This is a genomic window from Stenotrophomonas geniculata ATCC 19374 = JCM 13324, from assembly GCF_001431625.1.
GTDB classification, from domain to species: domain Bacteria; phylum Pseudomonadota; class Gammaproteobacteria; order Xanthomonadales; family Xanthomonadaceae; genus Stenotrophomonas; species Stenotrophomonas geniculata.
Window position 1 is genome coordinate 25,231 of the sequence record NZ_LLXT01000158.1, and the last position, 15,837, is coordinate 41,067.

The 15,837-nt window shown below is 67.1% G+C and carries 17 protein-coding genes; 3 read left to right on the forward strand and 14 right to left on the reverse strand.

What is annotated here, in order from left to right; genetic code table 11:
- Positions 1 to 35: 35 nt before the first annotated feature.
- The 8 genes from hslV to ARC63_RS21355 form a co-directional block, all read right to left on the reverse strand.
- On the reverse strand, positions 36 to 587 hold the full coding sequence (hslV, locus tag ARC63_RS21320; RefSeq protein ID WP_005411093.1) for an ATP-dependent protease subunit HslV: 552 nt from the start codon (positions 585 to 587) through the stop codon (positions 36 to 38).
- A gap of 74 nt (positions 588 to 661) precedes the next feature.
- Positions 662 to 862, reverse strand: coding sequence for a DUF3079 domain-containing protein (locus ARC63_RS21325; RefSeq protein ID WP_010481389.1), 201 nt, complete (start codon positions 860 to 862; stop codon positions 662 to 664).
- A 77-nt stretch (positions 863 to 939) separates the two neighbouring features.
- On the reverse strand, positions 940 to 1,830 hold the full coding sequence (gene xerC / locus ARC63_RS21330; RefSeq protein WP_049435918.1) for a tyrosine recombinase XerC: 891 nt from the start codon (positions 1,828 to 1,830) through the stop codon (positions 940 to 942).
- Positions 1,831 to 1,843: 13 nt separating this feature from the next.
- Complete coding sequence (locus ARC63_RS21335; protein WP_057504333.1) at positions 1,844 to 2,518, reverse strand: DUF484 family protein; 675 nt, start codon at positions 2,516 to 2,518, stop codon at positions 1,844 to 1,846.
- Entirely contained in the window at positions 2,515 to 3,366 is an 852-nt protein-coding gene (gene dapF / locus ARC63_RS21340) for a diaminopimelate epimerase (protein ID WP_043401027.1), read from the reverse strand. The genes ARC63_RS21335 and dapF overlap by 4 nt, the downstream gene beginning before the upstream one ends.
- Positions 3,359 to 3,631 (reverse strand): LPS translocon maturation chaperone LptM, encoded by a 273-nt coding sequence (gene lptM, locus ARC63_RS21345; protein WP_019337667.1) that lies wholly within the window; start codon positions 3,629 to 3,631, stop codon positions 3,359 to 3,361. The genes dapF and lptM overlap by 8 nt, the downstream gene beginning before the upstream one ends.
- 82 nt (positions 3,632 to 3,713) lie before the next feature.
- Positions 3,714 to 4,139: a YbaN family protein gene (locus ARC63_RS21350; protein WP_043401030.1), complete on the reverse strand. Its 426-nt coding sequence runs from the start codon at positions 4,137 to 4,139 to the stop codon at positions 3,714 to 3,716.
- A 54-nt stretch (positions 4,140 to 4,193) separates the two neighbouring features.
- Positions 4,194 to 6,305: a S9 family peptidase gene (locus tag ARC63_RS21355; RefSeq protein WP_057504334.1), complete on the reverse strand. Its 2,112-nt coding sequence runs from the start codon at positions 6,303 to 6,305 to the stop codon at positions 4,194 to 4,196.
- A 143-nt stretch (positions 6,306 to 6,448) separates the two neighbouring features.
- Between ARC63_RS21355 and ARC63_RS21360 the strand changes: the two genes are divergently transcribed.
- On the forward strand, positions 6,449 to 7,636 hold the full coding sequence (locus ARC63_RS21360; RefSeq protein ID WP_057504335.1) for a pyridoxal phosphate-dependent aminotransferase: 1,188 nt from the start codon (positions 6,449 to 6,451) through the stop codon (positions 7,634 to 7,636).
- A 110-nt stretch (positions 7,637 to 7,746) separates the two neighbouring features.
- Here ARC63_RS21360 and ARC63_RS21365 read toward each other — a convergent pair whose 3' ends face one another.
- Entirely contained in the window at positions 7,747 to 9,843 is a 2,097-nt protein-coding gene (locus ARC63_RS21365; protein WP_010481373.1) for a prolyl oligopeptidase family serine peptidase, read from the reverse strand.
- Positions 9,844 to 9,912: 69 nt separating this feature from the next.
- On the reverse strand, positions 9,913 to 10,239 hold the full coding sequence (locus ARC63_RS21370; RefSeq protein ID WP_010481372.1) for a hypothetical protein: 327 nt from the start codon (positions 10,237 to 10,239) through the stop codon (positions 9,913 to 9,915).
- Between the two features lie 127 nt (positions 10,240 to 10,366).
- On the opposite strand from ARC63_RS21370, the gene ARC63_RS21375 reads away from it, so the two are divergent.
- Positions 10,367 to 10,969 (forward strand): lipocalin family protein, encoded by a 603-nt coding sequence (locus tag ARC63_RS21375; RefSeq protein WP_010481371.1) that lies wholly within the window; start codon positions 10,367 to 10,369, stop codon positions 10,967 to 10,969.
- 70 nt (positions 10,970 to 11,039) lie between these two features.
- Here ARC63_RS21375 and ARC63_RS21380 read toward each other — a convergent pair whose 3' ends face one another.
- The 3 genes from ARC63_RS21380 to ARC63_RS21390 all read right to left on the reverse strand — a co-directional run bounded on the left by ARC63_RS21380 (position 11,040) and on the right by ARC63_RS21390 (position 13,815).
- Positions 11,040 to 11,729, reverse strand: a complete 690-nt coding sequence (locus tag ARC63_RS21380; RefSeq protein WP_005411104.1) for a methionine ABC transporter permease — start codon at positions 11,727 to 11,729, stop codon at positions 11,040 to 11,042.
- Positions 11,726 to 12,733 carry a methionine ABC transporter ATP-binding protein gene (locus ARC63_RS21385; RefSeq protein WP_010481369.1) on the reverse strand — a complete coding sequence of 336 codons (1,008 nt, stop codon included), beginning with the start codon at positions 12,731 to 12,733 and terminating at the stop codon, positions 11,726 to 11,728. Before ARC63_RS21385 ends, ARC63_RS21380 begins: the two co-directional genes overlap by 4 nt.
- A gap of 185 nt (positions 12,734 to 12,918) precedes the next feature.
- Positions 12,919 to 13,815, reverse strand: a complete 897-nt coding sequence (locus ARC63_RS21390; RefSeq protein WP_010481368.1) for a DMT family transporter — start codon at positions 13,813 to 13,815, stop codon at positions 12,919 to 12,921.
- 90 nt (positions 13,816 to 13,905) lie between these two features.
- Between ARC63_RS21390 and ARC63_RS21395 the strand changes: the two genes are divergently transcribed.
- Complete coding sequence (locus ARC63_RS21395; protein ID WP_010481366.1) at positions 13,906 to 14,388, forward strand: YajQ family cyclic di-GMP-binding protein; 483 nt, start codon at positions 13,906 to 13,908, stop codon at positions 14,386 to 14,388.
- Between the two features lie 35 nt (positions 14,389 to 14,423).
- Here the strand turns inward: ARC63_RS21395 and ARC63_RS21400 are convergent, their stop codons facing one another.
- On the reverse strand, positions 14,424 to 15,518 hold the full coding sequence (locus ARC63_RS21400) for a helix-turn-helix domain-containing protein (RefSeq protein ID WP_231298678.1): 1,095 nt from the start codon (positions 15,516 to 15,518) through the stop codon (positions 14,424 to 14,426).
- Positions 15,519 to 15,837 lie beyond the last annotated feature (319 nt).

Below are 15,837 nucleotides of genomic sequence, written 5' to 3' on the forward strand. Positions count from 1 at the left end.
GTAGCGCCGGGCCATGCCCGGCGGATCGGGAGGCGTTACAGCTCCTCGACCACCACGTTGCGGTTGGTGTAGATGCAGATGTCGCCGGCAATGCCAATGGCTTCGCTGGCGATGGTGCGCGCATCCAGTTCGGTGTGCGCCATCAGCGCGCGCGCGGCCGACAGCGCATAGGAACCGCCGGAACCGATGGCGATGATGCCGTCCTCCGGTTCGATCACATCGCCGGTGCCGCTGATGATCAGCGAGGTTTCCTTGTCGGCCACTGCCAGCAGGGCCTCGAGCTTGCCCAGGCGGCGCTCGGTGCGCCAATCCTTGGCCAGTTCGACCGCAGCGCGCTGCAGCTGGCCGTGCTTTTCCAGCTTGGCCTCGAACAGCTCGAACAGGGTGAAGGCATCGGCGGCGGCACCGGCGAAGCCGGCCAGCACCTGGCCGTCACGACCGAGGCGGCGCACCTTGCGCGCATTGCCCTTCATCACGGTGTGGCCCAGCGTGACCTGGCCGTCGCCGGCAATGGCCACGTGCTCGCCGCGACGGACGCAGACGATGGTGGTGGCGTGGAAAACGTTGGGATTCTGACTGGGGTCCATGCGGCCTCCGATAGCTGTTCCCGGGACATGGGGACAGCGCCGGGTGCGATCAAGCCTGTGCGGATGGCTGCCGTTCAGCGCTTGGCTTGCGAAGGCCGATCCGGATTGGGCTCGATGCCCCAGGCGATATACCAGTCTTCGCCCTGCGTCTCGATGGGATGCTGGGTGCGGCCGGAACCATTGCCGCAGGCCAGTGCGTCAGCTGCGCAGTAGCGGTCGCAGCCCCAGCAGATGCGCTCGGGATGCCTGGGATGCAGCGGAATGGGCTTCGCCATGGTGGCGGGTTCTTCGTGGCCTGCGGCCACGATGCGCCGGTAGCGCCCGCCCTGCCCTGATCCAGATCAAGGGCGGGCTATTCAGCCGTGTCGCCCTTGTTGCGGCGCTTGGCGCGCGGATGCGCGGCGTCGTAGACCTTGGCCAGATGCTGGAAGTCGAGGTGGGTGTAGATCTGGGTGGTAGCGATGTCGGCATGGCCGAGCAGCTCCTGCACGCCACGCAGGTCACCGGATGATTCCAGGATATGGCTGGCGAAGCTGTGCCGCAGCATGTGCGGGTGCACGTGCTTGAACAGGCCCTGGCGCTGCGCCAGCTGGCGGATGCGGATCTGCACCGCGCGTTGGCTGATCGGCCCGTTGCGGCCGGGAAATACCGGCGAGGCCGGTCCACCGCCACTTTCCGCGCGCCACGCCTGCAGTGCTTCGCGCGCAGGCCTGCCGAACGGCACCCGCCGCTGGCGATTGCCCTTGCCCAGCACGCTGACCAGGCCGCTGTCGAAATCCAGATCGCGCCAGGTCAGCGCGCAGACTTCGCTCAGGCGCAGGCCGGAGGAATAGAACAGTTCCAGCAGCGCGCGATCACGGCGGCCCAGCTCGCCTTCCGGTTCCAGCTCGACCAGCTGCACGGCTTCGTCGGCGTCAAGCACCTGCGGCAACCGGCGCGGCGCACGCGGCGCCTTCAGCGTCGCCGCCGGACTGACCTCGATGCGCCCGTGCTTGAGCAGCCAGGCATAGAAGCTGCGGCAGGCCGACAAGCGGCGCTGCAGGCTCTTGGCCGACAGGCCGCGGCGATGCTCGTCGGCGACGAACTGGCGCACCGCGTCAGCATCAAGCGCCTCCACCGCTACACCACGTGGCTCGGCCCAGACCGACAGCGCATCCAGGTCGCGGCGGTAGGCATCAAGCGTATGCGCCGACATCCGCCGTTCCACCTGCAGGTGCTGCAGGAAGGCCTGTACCGCGCTCATCGTCGTGTCCTGCTCAGCCCGGGAAGCGCTTCAGGCCGGTGACCAGCGCATCGCCCATCATGCGCAGGAACAGCGTGCCCATGCCCGGATAGAAGCGGTTCGGGTCGTGGCTTCCGACCGCAATCAGGCCCATGCCCGGTAGCGGCAGCAGTGCGGTGGTCTGCACTTCCTCGCTGCGCACGCCATACAGCACGGCATTCTTTTCCGGCTGCAGGCGGCCGCAGATCGGCTCGCCATCCTTCAGGCAGTCGCGGAACGGGCCCAGCTGCGGATCATCGGCGGCGATCACCTGCAGCCAGTCGGCCTGCTCCAGCCCGGCCACCGGCCTGTGCACCACCAGCCGTACCAGGTCGCCGGCGAAATCTTCCTGCAGCGAGGCAGCCATAGCACGCAGGGTATCGGCGGCGTTGTCCTGCTTCATCAGCGCCAGGGTCAGCTGATGCGTGCGCACTGCCAGGCGTTCATTGATCTGGGCGGTTGCGCCCAGATCGGCCAACCGTCGTGCCAGCTCGCGGTTCTTCTCGCGCAGCACTTCCAGCTGGTAGCTGGCCAGCGACGCGGTCGGACCGTCATCACGCGGCACCACCAGGGTCAGGGCCAGGTCCGGGAACTGCTTGAGGAAGCCCGGATGACGCCGCAACCAGGCAGCGACTTCATGGGCCCCGAGCTTGTCGACGGTTTCGGTCATGCGATCCACTCCCCTTCGAAGACGAATGCGGTCGGGCCGGCCATCACCACCGGCTGGCCATCGCCTGGCCACTGGATGCGCAGGTCACCACCGGGCAGGCTGATGCGCGCGTCACGCTGCAGGCGGCCACGCTGCATCAGGGTCACCGCAGCGGCACAGGCACCGCTGCCACAGGCCAGGGTTTCACCGACGCCGCGCTCATTCACACGCAGACGCGCATGCGCCGGGCCCATCACCTGTACGAAGCCCACGTTCACCGAGCGCGGGAAAGACGCATGCTGCTGCAGCAGCGAACCAACGCGCTCGACCGGTGCGGCATCGATCAGGCCCACTTCAATCACCGCATGCGGATTGCCCATCGATACCGCAGCAAAGCGGACGCTCTCGCCCTGCAGCGGCAGCAGGTATTCCTCGCGCGCGTGGGCGAAGCCCATCAGCGGCACGTTGGCCGGCTCGAACGCAGGCACCCCCATGGTCACCGCGAACTGGCCCTCGCCCAGCATCTTCACTTCGTGGCTGGCCAACGGGCTGTCGATGACGAATGCACCGCCCTGCGCACTGCCCTCGCGCACCAGCCAGGCCGCGATGCAGCGCGCGCCGTTGCCGCACTGCTCGGAGTTGGAACCGTCGGCATTCCAGATGCGGTAGGACGCCACCGAGCCTTCCGCGCGCGGTGCTTCGATGGTCAGGATCTGATCGCAGCCGACGCCGGTGTGGCGGTCGGCCAGGCGCGCGGCCAGTTCAGGCGTGGGCGGCGCAGTGCCGTCACGCAGGTCGATCACTACGAAATCATTGCCCGCGCCATGCATCTTGCTGAAGCGCAGCGCCTTGGAACCGGCCTTACTCATTCCCGCCGCCCACCTTCTTCGCAGGCGCAGGCGCCGGTTGGGTGGTCGGTGCAGCCGGGTCCACGGTCGTGGCCGGCGTGCCGCTGCCCTGGGTCTCGGTCGGGGTCGCTTCGGTCGCGGGCTCGGCAACCGGTTCGACGGTTTCTTCCACCGGCACCGGCTTCTGCGGCAGTACCAGCGGGCCCTTGTTGCCGCAGGCGGCGAGGAACAGCAGCGAAGCCGCTGCCAGCGGAATCAGGATGGCGTTTCGATGGGGGGTCTTCATGCCCCGAGTATAGCCACTGGCGGCTGAGCGGTTGGTGCAGGGGATCGGGTTGCCGGCCAGCGGCCGGCACCACCGCAGGGGTTCAATCCGCGGGCGGCGGCAGCGGCCGGGTCCACAGCCAGATCGCCACCACGGTCATGCTGCCGATCGAGAACCACTTCACCCAGGCGATCGGCACGCACCACAGCATGATGCCGGCGCATACCGCCATGGTGATCGTGGCCATCCACTTGCCGTAGCGGCTGACTGCACCATGCGCCTGCCAGTTGGCGATGGCCGGGCCAAAGCGTGGATGCTGCAGCAGCCAGCTGTGCAGGCGCTCGGAGCCGCGCGAGGCGGCCCACGCCGAGATCAGGATGAATACGGTGGTCGGCAGGCCCGGCACGAAGATCCCGACGATGCCGGTACCGAGGCTGACGTACGCCAGCAGCCACCACGCCCAGCGGAAACGCACCACGCGCGGTGGCGCGGTGGCGTTGCGAGGGGCGGAAGGATCTGGCGCGCTCATGGCCGCAAGGATACCGGTTCAGGGTGCCAGGCAGTGCCCGGCACCCTGTCGCCATCACGGCTGGGCGATGCCCAACTGCTGCAGCACGAACGCATACGACTCGGACAGCTCGCGGTAACGCTGGAAGCGCCCCGACTTGCCGCCGTGGCCGGCTTCCATGTTGGTGCGGAACAGGATCGGGTAGGGGCCAGTGTTGTCGTCACGCAGCTTGGCTACCCACTTCGCCGGTTCCCAGTACTGCACCTGCGAATCCCACAGGCCGGTGCCCACGAACAGCGCCGGATAGGCCTGCTGCTTCACGTTGTCATAGGGCGAGTAGGACAGCATGTAGTCGTAGTACGGCTTCTGTTCCGGGTTGCCCCACTCGTCGTACTCGTTGGTGGTCAGCGGAATGGTCGGGTCGAGCATGGTGGTGACCACATCGACGAACGGCACCTGCGCCACCATCACCCGGTAATCCTGCGGGGCCTGGTTGGCCACCGCGCCCATCAGCAGGCCACCGGCACTGCCGCCGGATGCGGCGACGCGATCCTTCGCCGCCCAGCCCTGTGCCACCAGCCCTCGGGTGACGTCGATGAAGTCGTTGAAGGTGTTCTGCTTGTGCAGCAGCTTGCCGTTCTCGTACCAGTCGCGGCCCATTTCCTGGCCACCGCGGATGTGGGCGATGGCATACACCACGCCGCGGTCGAGCAGGCTCACCGCGGTCTGGTTGAAGTACGGGTCCATCGACATGCCGTAGCTGCCATAGGCGTACTGGAACAGCGCGCCCTTGCCATCCTTCTGGTAGCCCTTGCGGTAGACCAGCGACACCGGCACCTTCACGCCATCGCGCGCGGTGATCCAGACGCGATCGGTTTCGTACTTCGAGGCGTCATAGCCGATCACCGGCTGCACCTTCAGCTGGCGGCGCTCGCCGGTGGCGGTGTTCAGTTCGAACACCGTGGTCGGGGTGGTCATCGAGGTGTAGACGTAGCGCAGCCACGGCGTATCGGCCTCGGTGTTGTCGCCCAGGCCCATCGAGTACGCCGGCTCGTCGGCCTTCACGTAGTCGCTGCGACCGTCCTTGAACAGCAGGCGGATGCGTTCCAGGCCTTCGGAACGTTCGGCGATGGCGGTGTAGCCGTCGAACAGTTCGAAGCCTTCGATGAACACCGCATCGTCATGCGCGATCCAGTCCTTCCACTGCACGCGCGAGGTCGCATCGGTCGGTGCGGTGACCAGCTTGAAGTTCTTCGCACCATCGTTGGTACGGATCACCCAGCGGCCGTCGTAGTGATCGGCGTCGTACTCGACATCGCGCTGGCGCGGGGCCAGTACGGTGAAGGTGGTCGGGTCGCTGGCGGGTGCATAGCGCTCTTCCGAGGACACGGTGCTGTGCACGCCGATGGTGATGAAGCGATCGTCGCGGGTGCGGCCGATGCCCATGTAGAAGCTGTCGTCCTTCTCTTCGTAGACGACGGTGTCGGCGCTGGCCGGGGTACCCAGCACGTGCTTCTTCACGCGCACGGTCAGCAGTGTTTCCGGATCGTTCTCGACATACAGCACGGTGCGGTTGTCGTCGGCCCAGACCAAGTCGCCGGAGCTGCCGGTGATCACATCGGGCAACACCTTGCCGGTGGCCAGGTCCTTGAAGCGGATCGTGTACTGGCGGCGGCCCACATCATCATCGGCCCAGGCCAGCAGCTGGTTGTCCTGGCTGACCTCCATCGAGCCGACGCTGAAGTAGCCCTTGCCAGCGGCCATCGTGTTGACGTCCAGCAGGATCTCTTCGGCCGCGTCCATGCTGCCCTTGCGGCGCGCGTGGATGGGGTAGTCCTGGCCGGTCTCGAAACGGCTGTAGTACCAGTAGCCGCGCTCGCGCGCCGGCACGCTGGAATCGTCCTGCTTGATGCGGCCGACGATCTCCTTGTACAGGGTGTCTTCCAGCGGCTTCAGCGGTGCCAGCAGCTGGTCAGCGTAGGCATTCTCGGCCTGCAGGTAGGCCAGCATGTCCTTGTTCTCGCGCTTGTCGTCGCGCAGCCAGTAATAGTCATCGTTGCGGGTCGCGCCGAACGGCGCCTTGACCACATGCGGGTGCTTGGCGGCATCCGGCGGAACGGGCGGCGTGGCGGCGGTAGCGGTCGTGGTCATCAGGCTCGCAAGCAACAGGCAGAGAGTGGATTTCATGAGATAAGGCTCCAGGCGCATCAATGCAATGGTCTTCGGCGGGGTCAGATCCCTTTTCCCGAAAAGGGATCTGACCCCAATCCCTGCAATGCGGCAACCCTGCGGATCGTCATGGGTCATGCCGACCGGCGTACCATGGGCAGATGAGTACCCTGCCCCACACGCCGGGCTACAGCCGGCGCAGCCATGAAATCGCTCCGTTCCACGTGATGTCGCTGCTGGCCCGCGCACAGGCGCTGGAACAGGCCGGCCACGATGTGATCCACCTGGAAATCGGCGAACCGGACTTCACCACGGCCGAACCGGTCGTGCGTGCCGGCCAGGCCGCATTGGCCGCCGGCCATACCCGCTACACCGCCGCACGTGGCCTGCCGGCCCTGCGCCAGGCCATCAGTGGTTTCTATCGCAGCCACTACGGGCTGGACATCGATCCCGAACGCATCCTGGTCACCCCCGGCGGCTCCGGTGCGCTGCTGCTGGCCAGCAGCCTGCTGGTCGATCCTGGTCGCCACTGGCTGCTGGCCGACCCCGGTTATCCGTGCAACCGCCACTTCCTGCGCCTGGTGGAAGGCGGTGCGCAGCTGGTGCCGGTCGGGCCGGAAACCGCCTACCAGCTGACTCCATCGCTGGTGGAACAACACTGGAACGCCGACAGCGTCGGCGCGCTGGTCGCCTCGCCGGCCAACCCGACCGGCACCGTGCTTTCCGCCGACGAACTGTCAGCCCTGTCGCAGACCCTGCACGCGCGGGGCGGCCACCTGGTGGTGGACGAGATCTATCACGGCCTGACCTACGGCCTGGATGCGCCCAGCGTGCTGCAGGTGGATGACAGCGCGTTCGTGCTGAACAGTTTTTCCAAGTACTTCGGCATGACCGGCTGGCGGCTGGGCTGGCTGGTGGCACCGCCGGCGGCCGTGCCCGATCTGGAGAAGCTGGCACAGAACCTGTACATCAGCGCGTCGAGCATCGCTCAGCATGCCGCCCTCGCCTGTTTCAGCGAGGAATCGATGGCGATCTTCGAGCAACGCCGCGAGGCGTTCCGCCAGCGCCGCGATTTCCTGCTGCCTGCACTGCGCGAACTGGGCTTCCGCATCGAAGTCGAGCCGCAGGGTGCGTTCTACCTGTACGCCGATGTGAGCGCATTCACCGACGACGCGCAGGCGTTCTGCGCGCACTTCCTGGAAACCGAGCACGTGGCATTCACCCCCGGGCTGGATTTCGGCTTCCATCGCGCCAACCAGCATGTGCGGTTGGCCTATACGCAGGAAGTGCCGCGGTTGCAGGAGGCGGTGGCGCGGATCGCGCGTGGGTTGAAGAGCTGGGGCACCTGATCGCCCTGCGCGAACAGCATCCACGCATGGCGTGGATCTACTGGCTCCACGCCACGTGGATACGCGGACCCAACGAAAAACGCCGCCCGAAGGCGGCGTTTTTCATTCCGTCACTTACCGCCGAGGCGTTCCCACAGGAAGCTGTAGGCCAGCGCCGACATGTGTGCGGCCTGCGCGTTGTTGGCTGCACCGCCGTGGCCACCTTCGATGTTCTCGTAGTAGGTCACGTCCTTGCCGGCGTCGATCATCTTCGCCGCCATCTTGCGGGCGTGGCCCGGATGCACGCGATCATCGCGGGTGGAGGTGGTGAACAGCACCGGCGGGTAGTTCTTCTTCGCGTTGAACAGGTGGTACGGCGAGAAGGTCTTGATGAACTCCCAGTCGCTGGTATCCGGGTTGCCGTACTCGGCCATCCACGAGGCACCGGCCAGCAGATGGCTGTAGCGCTTCATGTCCAGCAGCGGCACCTGCACCACCACCGCACCGAACAGTTCCGGGTACTGGGTCAGCATGTTGCCGGTCAGCAGGCCACCGTTGCTGCCGCCCTGCACGCCCAGGTGCTTGGCGCTGGTGATCTTGCGCTTGACCAGATCGCGCGCCACCGCGGCCATGTCTTCATAGGCCTTGTGACGGTTCTGCTTCAGCGCTGCCTGGTGCCAGCGCGGGCCGTACTCGCCACCACCACGGATGTTGGCGACCACGTACACGCCGCCCTTCTCCAGCCAGGCGCGGCCCATGCCACCGGAGTAGTTCGGGGTCAGTGAGATCTCGAAACCACCGTAGCCGTACAGCAGGGTCGGGTTGGAGCCATCCAGCTTCATCGCCTTGTCGTGCACCACGAAGTACGGCACGCGGGTGCCGTCCTTGCTGGTGGCGAAGTGCTGCTCGATCACCTTGCCCTTGGCATCAAAGAAGGCCGGCATGGTCTTCAGCGTTTCCGGCGCCTGGCCGATCTCGGCCAGTGCCAGCGTGGTCGGGGTCAGGTAGTCGGTAGCGGTCAGCCACACCGCGTCGCTGTCGTTGCTGTCCACCGCGGCCACGCCCAGCGTGCCAAAGGCCGGCGCGCCGACGAAGCGGCTGGTCTGCCAACCATCGGCGCCCGGGGTCAGCACCGACAGGCGGTTCTTGACGTCATCCAGCACGTTCAGCACCAGATGGCTCTTGGTCCAGGTGGCGCTGGCCAGCGAGGTGGTCGCGGTCGGGGTGAACAGCACCTCGAAGTCGCGCTTGCCCGCCAGGAAGTCATCCAGCTTGGTGGCCAGCAGCGAACCGGAGGCATAGGTCTTGCCGCCCACGGTCCACGGGTCGCGCAACTCCAGGGTCAGCCACTGCTTGTGCAGGCCCTTCTCGGCCGAGTTCGGCGCATCAATCTTGGTCAGCGTGCCGTCGTCGCCGCGCAGGTAGATCTCGTTGTTGTAGAAGGCCAGGGTGCGGCTGACCAGGTTGCGCTCGAAGCCCGGGGTGTCATCGTGCATCGCCGCGATGTACATGTCTTCCGGCTTGCCTTCGTACACGGCCGTGGCCGAGGCCATCGGCGTGCCGCGCTTCCACAGCTTGGCCACGCGCGGGTAGCCGGAGGTGGTCATCGAACCGGCACCGAAGTCGGTGTAGACGAACACCGTATCGCGATCGATCCAGCTGAGGCCGCCCTTCGACTCCGGACGGAAGAAGCCGTCCTTGATCCAGCTCTTGTTGGACAGGTCGAATTCGCGGGTGACATCGGCGTCGGCGCCACCGCGCGACAGCGCGATGAGGCAGCGGCTGTAGTCCGGACGCAGGCAGTCAGCACCGTGCCAGACCCAGTTCTCGCCTTCGGCCTTGTTCAACGCATCCAGGTCAAGCACGGTTTCCCACTGCGGCGAGGCCTTGCGGTACTCGGCCAGGGTGGTGCGGCGCCACAGGCCACGCTCGTGCTGCTGGTCCTTCCAGAAGTTGTAGTAGTAGTCGCCGATCTTCTGCACGCCGGGAATCTTGGCATCGGAGTCGAGCACCTCGCGGATGCTGGTCTCCATCTGCTTGAAGGCCGGGGTCTGCGCCAGGCGCGCCTCGGACTTGGCGTTCTGTTCCTTGACCCAGGTCAGCGGCTTGTCGCCGGTGACGTCTTCGAGCCAAGCGTAACGGTCGGTGTCTTCAGCGGCCACGGCGGTCCCCACCGAGGCAGCGGTCATCATGCCGGCCAGCAGGCAGGCGGAAGCGAGTCGTGACATTGCAGCTCCAGGCAGTCATAAGCCTTGGAACGCTAGCACGGAATGTCGCGGTCTCCCCCGTGTCGAAGGTCAGGCCGTGGCCGCGGGGCTGCGCCGGCCACGGGTCGTGCCGCCGGTCCGGCGACGGGCCTGTCCACCGGTACGCCGGGCCAGCCGCAGCCACGACAGTCCAGGCAGCGGGAAGCGCAGCAACGCCCACCAGGCCACCAGCGGCATGCCCACCAGCCACATCGGCAGCCAGCCCAGCCAGGCGTTGCTGCCGCGCGCGGCTGGCCAGACCAGCACCAGTGCCAGGCCGGCCAGCGCCACCTGCTGCACGCTGCGCAGCAGGCGTGGATCGGCGCGTTCAATGATGACGCGTTCAGTTGCAGGGCGGCGAACGGAACGTGCGTACATGGGGCTTCTCCGGTGGACAATGCAACACAGTTTGGGCAAGGCCCTTCTCACAGGTTGCGACACCATTGACGGATCGCGTGCACACAGTCGACCATGCGCGTGCAAGCCCACTGGAGCCCGCTCCCGCATGACTTCGATCCGCCCGCTCTGCGCCGCGCTGCTGGCCCTTTCCCTGGCCGGCCCCGCCGTGGCCGCCAGTGAGCCGCCGTCGCCCCGTACCAGTGCCTCTGGTGCAGCTGCCCTGGACGCACCGATCGACCTGAAGCGCTTCATGGGCACCTGGTATGTGATCGGCCGCGTGCCGAACTTCATCGAACGTGGCCATGTCGCCAGCGTCAACGAGTACGAGCTGCGCGACGCGCACAAGGTCGGCATCACCTACCGCTACCGTGATGGCTTCGGCGAACCGCTGCAGGAAGTGCGTGCCCGCGCCAGCGTCGACCCGGACAGCGGCAACCACGGCTGGCGCACCTGGTTCTACCGCGTCGTGCCGACCCATTCGCGGGTGCTGGAAGTGGCGCCGGATTACTCGTGGGCGCTGATCGGCTACCCCGGCCGTGAGATGGCCTGGATCTTCTCGCGCACGCCGGACATGGACAAGGCGCTGTACAAGGAGCTGGCCGAACGCCTGCGCGACGAGTACGGCGTGAACACCGACAAGCTCAAGCGCGTACCGCAGCACCCGGAACAGGTCGGGAAGCTGGGCTACGAAGTGCCGAACGTGCGTTGATCGCACGTGGGATTGCCGGCCAGCGGCCGGCACTACCCGAACGAGATGCCGGGCGCCGCCCGGCATTCTGTTATCTGCGGCTGTAGTGCGCGACCAGGCGGTCGCCGAGCATCTGCAGCAGCTGCACCAGGATCAGCAGCAGGACCACGGTGACCAGGGCCACATCGGTGTGCGAGCGCTGGTAGCCGTCGCGGAAGGCCAGGTCGCCAAGGCCACCGGAGCCGATCGCACCGCCCATCGCGGTGAAACCAATCAGCGCTACCGTGGTGACCGTCGCACCGGCAATCAGGCCGGGGCGCGCTTCGGGCAGCAGCACGCGGGTGACCAGCTGCCAGGTGGTGGCACCCATCGCCTGGGTCGCCTCGATCACGCCCCGGTCGACTTCACGCAGCGCGGTCTCGACCAGGCGCGCATAGAACGGTGCAGCACCGATCACCAGCGGCACGATCGCACCGCGTACACCCAGCGACGTCCCCATCAGGAACAGCGTGACCGGAATCAGCACGATCATCAGGATGATGAAAGGCACCGAGCGCAGCAGGTTCACCACCAGCGCCAGCACGCCATAGGCGAACGGCCGGCGCTTCATCTGCGGCGCGCCGAACAGATACAGCAGCACGCCCAGGGGCAGGCCGATGGCCAGGGTAAGCGGCAGCGAACCGAGCAGCATCAGCAGGGTGTCGATGGTGGCCTGGCCGATGTCGGCCCACTTGCCCGCATCCAGGTGACGGAAGAAGCCGCCGGCAGTAGCGATGATCATCGACGCAGCTCCTCAACATGCACGCCGGCGGCCACGAACGCGGCCTGCGCGGCGGACTGGTCGCCGCCCACCAGGGCGACCACCAGCTGGCCATACGGGGTGTCCTTGATCCGGTCGATACGGCCGGACAGGATGTTGTAGTCGACCCCGGTCTGGCGCGCGACGCTGCCAAGCAGGGGTTCGTAGGTGTCGCCGCCGAGGAAGGTCAGGCGCACGATGCGGCCGCCGACCACGTCGAAATCGCGGTGCAGCGCGCCCTCGTCCACATGCTCCGATTCACTGACGAAACGGCGCGTGGTCGGGTGCTGCGGGTGCAGGAACACGCGGGTGACCGGCCCGGTCTCGACCATCTGGCCGGCGTCGAGCACGGCCACGCGGTCGCACACACGGCGGATCACATCCATCTCGTGGGTGATCAGCACGATGGTCAGGCCCAGCTCGCGATTGATCTTCGACAGCAGCGACAGCACCGAGGCCGTGGTCTGCGGGTCGAGCGCACTGGTCGCCTCATCGCACAGCAGGATCTGCGGGCGGGTCGCCAGCGCGCGGGCGATGCCGACGCGCTGCTTCTGGCCACCGGACAGCTGCGCCGGGTACTTCTGCGCGTGCGCCTCCAGGCCCACGGTCTGCAGCAACTCGGCCACGCGCGCGTCGATCTCCGCCTTCGGCGTGCCGGCCAGCTCCAGCGGGAAGGCGACATTGCCGGCCACCGTGCGCGAGGACAGCAGGTTGAAGTGCTGGAAGATCATGCCGATGCGCCGGCGCAGTGCGCGCAGGCCGTCCGCATCCAGTGCGGTGACATCCTCGCCACCGATCAGCAGGCGACCACCGCTGGGCTCTTCCAGGCGGTTGATCATGCGGATCAGGGTCGACTTGCCGGCGCCGGAATGGCCGATGATGCCGAAGACCTCACCGGCCTCGATGGTCAGGTCCAACGGTTGCAGCGCGCTGACTTCGCGGCCGGCAACGGCATAGGATTTGTGCAGGCGCTGGAACTCGATCACGGGCGTGGCTCACCGGCTGGGTGACGGAAGGGGGCGTGCAGCCTACCAGCGCAGGCGGTCGCGCGCCCGCGCCATGGGCCAGAATGTTATTCCTTTTGGTTCTAAGTCGCCCGCGCCGACGCATTGGCTGGGGTTAGGGCCCCTGCGGGGACCCGACCCCGGGGTCGGATCCTGGCCCAACCGGCTCAGGGGTGATCCAGCGGCTTCGGCGGCTCCTGCCGGTTCACCCGCTCGCGGTGCAGCAGGTACAGCCCCGAAGCCACGATGATCGCCGCGCCCACCCAGGTATAGCCATCAGGCAGCTGGCCCCAGAAGGCCAGGTCCCAGCCAATCACCCAGACCAGCCCGCTGTACTCCAGCGGCGCGATCATCGAGGCCTCGCCCAGCTGGAAGGCCTTGGTCAGGGCGATCTGGCCCAGTGCCCCGGCCAGTCCCATGCCGGCGATCAGCGGGGCATGTGCCAGCTGCAGCGGCACCCAACCGGGAATGGACAGCAGCCCGGCACCGATGGCCATGATCACCAGGAACCAGACCACCATCGACTGCGAGGTATCGGTGCGGGTCAGCAGGCTGACCGTGATCGCTGCCACGGCATAGGCGGTGGCCGCAGCAAGCACCATCAGCCCCGGTACCGAGATGAAGCCATCCACGCCCGGCCGCAGCACCACCAGCACGCCCACCAGGCCGATGCCGATGGCAACCCAGCGCCGCGGCCCGACCCGTTCACCGAGCAGCGGCACCGAGAGTGCAGCGATCAACAACGGGGCGACGAAATAGATGGTGTAGGCGGTGGACAGCGGCAGGTCGCGCAGGGCGAACACGAAGCAGCCGATCATCGCCATGCCCAGCCCGCCACGCAGCAGGTGCAGGCCCCAGCGGCGCGGGATCAGCGAGCGCGGGCCGGCGCTGACCAGCACCCACACCAGCACGAACGGCAACGAGGCCGCACCACGCAGGAAAGTCACTTCCAGCGTGGGATAGCTGGCCGACAGCTGCTTCATGCCAGCGTCCATCAGCGAGAAACAGGCGACCGCCGCGACCATCCAGGCCACCGCGCGCGAAGGGGAGCGTTGCACGTTCATGGCCCATTATCGCCGACCGCGCGCCCCGCCGGGCGCCGGGCATGGGCGCCGCGATAGAATGGCAGCCACTGAATTCCGCGGAGCCCGCCCATGCCTTCCTTCGACGTCGTGTCCGAAGTCGACACCCACGAGCTGACCAACGCCATCGACCAGGCCAACCGCGAACTGGCCACCCGCTTCGACTTCAAGGGCGTGGACGCCAAGTTCGAGCGCGATGGCGATGTCATCAACCAGACTGCGCCGACCGAGTTCCAGCTCAAGCAGATGAACGACATCCTGCGTGCCCGCCTGGCCGCGCGCGGTATCGATGTGCTCAGCCTGGAGTTCGGCGACATCGAGACCAACCTGGCCCAGGCCCGGCAGAAGATCACCGTCAAGCAGGGCATCGAGCAGAAGATCGCCAAGAAGATCGCTGCCGCGCTGAAGGAAGCCAAGCTGAAGGTCGAAAGCCAGATCAACGGCGACAAGCTGCGCGTGCAGGGCAAGAAGCGCGACGACCTGCAGGACGCCATTGCCGTACTCAAGGCAGGCAAGTTCGAGCTGCCGCTGCAGTTCAACAATTTCCGCGATTGATCTGCCCGCCGGGCATGGCCCGGCGGACTGCAACGTCAACCGCGCAGCAGCTTGTACAGCGTAGTGCGCGAGATGCCCAGCTGGCGAGCGGCCAGGCTCAGATTGCCGTCCGCCGCCTGCGCCGCACGGCGCGCCGCTTCACGCTGCTGATCACGCAGCAGCGGTGTATTCATCGTCGCCGCTGGAGGGCTTTGCGCGCTGCGGCCAGCGACCTTGCGCGGCGCCTGCAGGTGCTGCAGGTAAACCGCACTGCCCTCGCCTACCCGCACCCGATGCGGCGCCCCGGGTTGCAGCAGGCGCCGCCGCTGCGCGGCACTGGCGCCGGCAAACACGCTTTCCAGGTTCAACAACGGCAATGGCCCCCGACGCGGCAGGCCCAGCAGGCGCCGCGCAACACGGTTGGCCGCGCGCAGCTGGCCATCCTCCTGCACCGCCAGCAGCCCCTGCAATGGCGACGCCAGCCAGCGCGGATCATGCTGCAGCGCCAGCAGGTGCACGTCGGCAAGCGCGTGGAACAACCGGTTCTCGCTGGCCAGCGCGGCCTGCCGGAAGTAGCCCTGCAGCAACGAGGGATCGCGCTCACCCAGGCCGGTGATATCGATCACCCCGCATACCTGCCCCTCAAGATCATGCAGCGGCTCGCTGAGGCAGAACACCGGCGCAAAGCGCTGCAGGTAGTGCTCGTTGCCGCGTACCAGCGCCGGCACATCGTCAGCCAGGCTCACCGCCGGGGCGGTAGTACCGATCTCCGTCTCCCCCAGTCGCCGACCGACCTGGATCGGTCGCAGCAGGGGCGCATCTTCCAGGCCATGGGCCTGTTGCGCGATCACCACGCCTTCGCGATTGGCGCAGAACATCGTCCAGCCACGCCCACCAAAGGCGGCCCACAACTGTTCCAGCTCCGGCCGCACGCAGCGCGCCAGCCGGCGGTCGCCGGGATCGGAAAGATGCCGGCCATCGCCGAGCAACGGACGGTAGTCCGGCTCCTGCCCGGGCAACAGGCCTGCCGCGCGTGAACGCAGCCATGACTGCTGCAGTGGGAGCGGCAACACGCCCAGTGAACCCGCATCGCCCTCGGCAAAAGCGGCACGTGCCGCCACCAACTGCTGTTGCCCGACTGTCGTGGCCATCATGGACGCAGCGTACACCCGCCAGCGGCAACGCCACGTTACGTTCCGACAACGGAATGTTTCCGCCAACGGTTCAAACACGGGGTCAGAGGCGTTTTCCTTTGGAAAACGGATCCGACCCCGTGCCGACCAACAGCGGCGGGAACCTGTCGAAGGCGGGGTGGGTCCGGTTGCGGGGGTGTCAGCCGCATGGGGCCGAGGCATGGCTCGGGGGGGGTGGGGCGGGCGCCCCACCCCCGTCTTGCCGTGTGCGCCGGGTTGCGCACACCAGGAAGCGGCGACCCAGCCCCCCATGGTGGGTTTACGGCGGTCCCCCAAA